Below are 3054 nucleotides of genomic sequence, written 5' to 3'. Positions count from 1 at the left end.
GTAAGCGTCAGCGCAGCCACGCCTTCCCAGGGCGTTATTGATGGGCATGCTTGCCGCTCGGCTTGAGTGGTGGACGCATGGACGACGTGACGGTGATCGGCAAGGAGGCGCTTCGAAGTGCTCATACGAGCGCTCCTGAGCTGCACGGCGAGGTTTTGGGCGGCCCGGAGCGTCGGCGGCGCTGGAGTACCGAGGAGAAGCTGCGGGTTCTGGCGCAGAGTTTGACGGGGTTCGTTCCGGTTTCGGTCGTTGCCGATGCGGCGTTGCCCGAACCGGCGGTCGTTCCTGAAGCGGCGGAGCAGGCCCCCATTTCCATCGGCATGATCGAGGTCGAGCTGCCGACCGGCGTGAGGCTGCGGATCACCGGTGATGTCGGCGAGGCGGCCTTGCGACGGGTTTTGGCGGCATTTTCGTGATCGGTATTCCGGGCAATGTGCGCATCTACCTGGCGTGCGGCGCGACCGACATGCGCCGCGGGTTCGACAGCCTAGCCGCCCAGGTGCAGACGATGCTGAGGCTCGATCCCCATGACGGCGCGCTTTACGCCTTCCGGGGGCGGCGTGGCGACCTGATCAAGATTCTATGGTGGGACGGCCAGGGCCTTTGCCTGTTCTCCAAGCGGCTGGAGCGCGGCCGGTTCGTCTGGCCGCAGGCCAGGGAGGGTTCGGTCGCGCTCACCGCCGCCCAGGTTTCCATGCTGCTGGAAGGGATCGATTGGCGGACGCCGGTGCGCACCTGGCAACCGGACGCGGCCTGCTGAGCGCGCTCGGTCCCATGTGGCCCCCGGCGCGTCATAGTGACTCGGGTGCTGTCCACCACCCTGCCGACGGCGGCGTTTTCGGGTAGAATCCGTTCCATGACCGACGCCGCCGCAGAGATCGCCGAGCTCCGTGCCAGGCTCGCCGAACGCGAGGCCGAACTGGCCGCGGCGCGGGCGGAGTTGACCGGCGCGCGCCTCCTGATCGAGCAGTACAAGGCCCAACTGGCCAAGCTGCGCCGGATGCAGTTCGGCCGCTCGTCGGAGAAGCTCGACCGGCAGATCGCCCAACTGGAACTGATGCTGGAAGACCTGGAGGAAGGCGAGGCCACCCGGACAGCGCCGTCGCTGGATGCCGGGAACGCGGCCCCGGAACGACGCCAGCGGGATCAGCACCATCCGGTGCGCCGTCCCCTACCGGAGCACCTGCCACGCGAGGAGATCGTCCATTCCCCCGGTGACGTCTGCCCCGGCTGCGGCGGCACGCATTTCTCCCGGCTGGGCGAGGACGTGACCGAGGTGCTGGAGAAGATCCCGGCCCGGCTCAAGGTGATCCGCCACATCCGGCCGAAGCTCTCCTGCCGGGCATGCGAGGCCATCCTCCAGGCGCCGGCCCCGGACCTGCCGGTGGAGAAGGGCCGCCCCGGGCCCGGCCTGCTGGCCAATGTCGTGGTGTCGAAGTACCTGGACGGGCTGCCGCTCTACCGGCAATCGGCGATCCTGGCACGCGAGGGCATCGCGATCGAGCGCGCGACCTTGGCCGATTGGGTCGGCCATGCCGCCTGGTGGGTGGCCCCCCTGGCCGGTCTGATTGGCGCCCATGTGATGGCGGCGCCGGTCATCCACACCGACGACACGCCGATCAAGGTGCTGGCGCCGGGCAACGGCCAGACCAGGCTCGGTCGGCTCTGGACCTACCTGGTCGATGAGCGGCCCTGGTGTGGCGATCATGCGCCGGCGGCGTTCTATCGCTTCAGCCCGGACCGCAAGGGTGAGCGCCCGCGTGAGCATCTCTCCGGATTCAGCGGCGTGATCCAGGCCGACGCCTACACGGGCTATGAGGCCCTGACCCGGCCATCGGGCCTGGCCCCGCCCGGTATCGTTCCACCAGGTATCGTTCCACCAGGTATCATCCATGCGGCCTGTTGGGCCCATGCGCGGCGGCATCTCTACGACCAGTACGAGAAGACCAAGTCGCCGATCGCTGAAGAGGCCTTGCGCCGGATCGGGCGGCTCTACGAGGTCGAGGCCGCGATCACCGGCCTGTCGGCCGAACAGCGCCGGGACGCGCGACAGCAGCTCGCCGTTCCCATCCTCGACGACCTCAAGCCATGGCTGGAGGCGCAGCAGCGGCGCCTGTCGGCCAAGAACACGCTGGGCAAGGCGATCGGATATGCGCTGAACCGCTGGGACGCGCTCACCCTCTATGTCGCCGACGGCCGCATCGCCATCGACAACAACCCCGCCGAACGCTCCCTGCGTGGCATCGCGATCACCAGGAAGAACTTCCTGTTCCTGGGTTCCGAGGCGGGTGGCGACCGGGCGGCACTGCTCTACTCCGTCCTGGAGACGGCGAAGCTGAACGGGCTCAATCCCGAGGCCTATCTGGCGCATGTCCTGGACCGCATGGCCAAGGGCCATCCGATCAACCGGCTGGCCGAACTTCTACCCTGGAACTGGACACGCCGGGCTGACAAACTCGCGGCATGACCGCCGATGCCCCCCTCCCGCCAGAGCTCATCGCGACAGTCCGCATCGACCTGCTCGACACTGACCCGCTGATCTGGCGCGAGGTCGAGGTGCCGGTCACGATGACGCTGAAGCAATTGCATGGCGTCATCCAGGCCGCCATGGAATGGCAGGATGCCCATCTCTGGTCATTCGCCAGCGACAGCGAGGAGATATCCCAAAGCCGGGCTGCCAAGCTGCCGCTTCAAGACCTGCTGCGGCCTCGCAAGACCAAGCTCCTCTACAACTACGACTTCGGTGACTGCTGGGAACATCAACTGACCGTGACCCGGCCCCGTCCGCCCGAAATGGGTGTCGCCTATCCCCGCTACGTCGCTGGGGAAGGTGCCGCGCCGCCCGAGGATTGCGGCGGCATTCCCGGCTTCTACGCCCAGCTCGACATCCTCGCTGACCCGAACCATCCCGATCATGACGAGATCAAGGAGTGGCTCGGTGACTACGATCCCAGCGTCTTCCATGAGCAATCGGTCAGGCAAAGGCTCGCCCGCATCGCCGCCCGCCGGTCAGCGCCGAAAAAGGCAAAAACGCGGTGATCCGCTGACGCTTAC

Annotated in this window: 4 protein-coding genes; all 4 read left to right on the top strand. The window is 67.3% G+C overall.

The window, feature by feature from the left end; translation table 11 throughout:
- The first annotated feature begins 77 nt into the window (after nt 1–77).
- Nucleotides 78–416 carry a transposase gene (locus tag P5F91_RS02160; RefSeq protein WP_277906347.1) on the top strand — a complete coding sequence of 113 codons (339 nt, stop codon included), beginning with the start codon at nt 78–80 and terminating at the stop codon, nt 414–416.
- Nucleotides 413–760 (top strand): IS66 family insertion sequence element accessory protein TnpB, encoded by a 348-nt coding sequence (tnpB, locus tag P5F91_RS02155; RefSeq protein WP_088874767.1) that lies wholly within the window; start codon nt 413–415, stop codon nt 758–760. Before P5F91_RS02160 ends, tnpB begins: the two co-directional genes overlap by 4 nt.
- A gap of 96 nt (nt 761–856) precedes the next feature.
- Complete coding sequence (tnpC, locus tag P5F91_RS02150; RefSeq protein WP_145614027.1) at nt 857–2467, top strand: IS66 family transposase; 1611 nt, start codon at nt 857–859, stop codon at nt 2465–2467.
- Complete coding sequence (locus P5F91_RS02145; protein WP_145614028.1) at nt 2464–3039, top strand: plasmid pRiA4b ORF-3 family protein; 576 nt, start codon at nt 2464–2466, stop codon at nt 3037–3039. The genes tnpC and P5F91_RS02145 overlap by 4 nt, the downstream gene beginning before the upstream one ends.
- The last annotated feature ends 15 nt before the right edge of the window (nt 3040–3054 follow it).

This window comes from Nitrospirillum amazonense, from assembly GCF_029594735.1.
GTDB classification, from domain to species: domain Bacteria; phylum Pseudomonadota; class Alphaproteobacteria; order Azospirillales; family Azospirillaceae; genus Nitrospirillum; species Nitrospirillum amazonense.
Note: the sequence above shows the minus strand (reverse complement) of the source record. Positions and strands in the feature narration are given on the sequence as shown.

Coding starts and splice junctions, on each gene's coding strand:
- P5F91_RS02160 (WP_277906347.1), top strand. CDS start 78: ATGGACGACGTGACGGTGATCGGCAAGGAGGCGCTTCGAAGTGCTCAT.
- tnpC (WP_145614027.1), top strand. CDS start 857: ATGACCGACGCCGCCGCAGAGATCGCCGAGCTCCGTGCCAGGCTCGCC.
- P5F91_RS02145 (WP_145614028.1), top strand. CDS start 2,464: ATGACCGCCGATGCCCCCCTCCCGCCAGAGCTCATCGCGACAGTCCGC.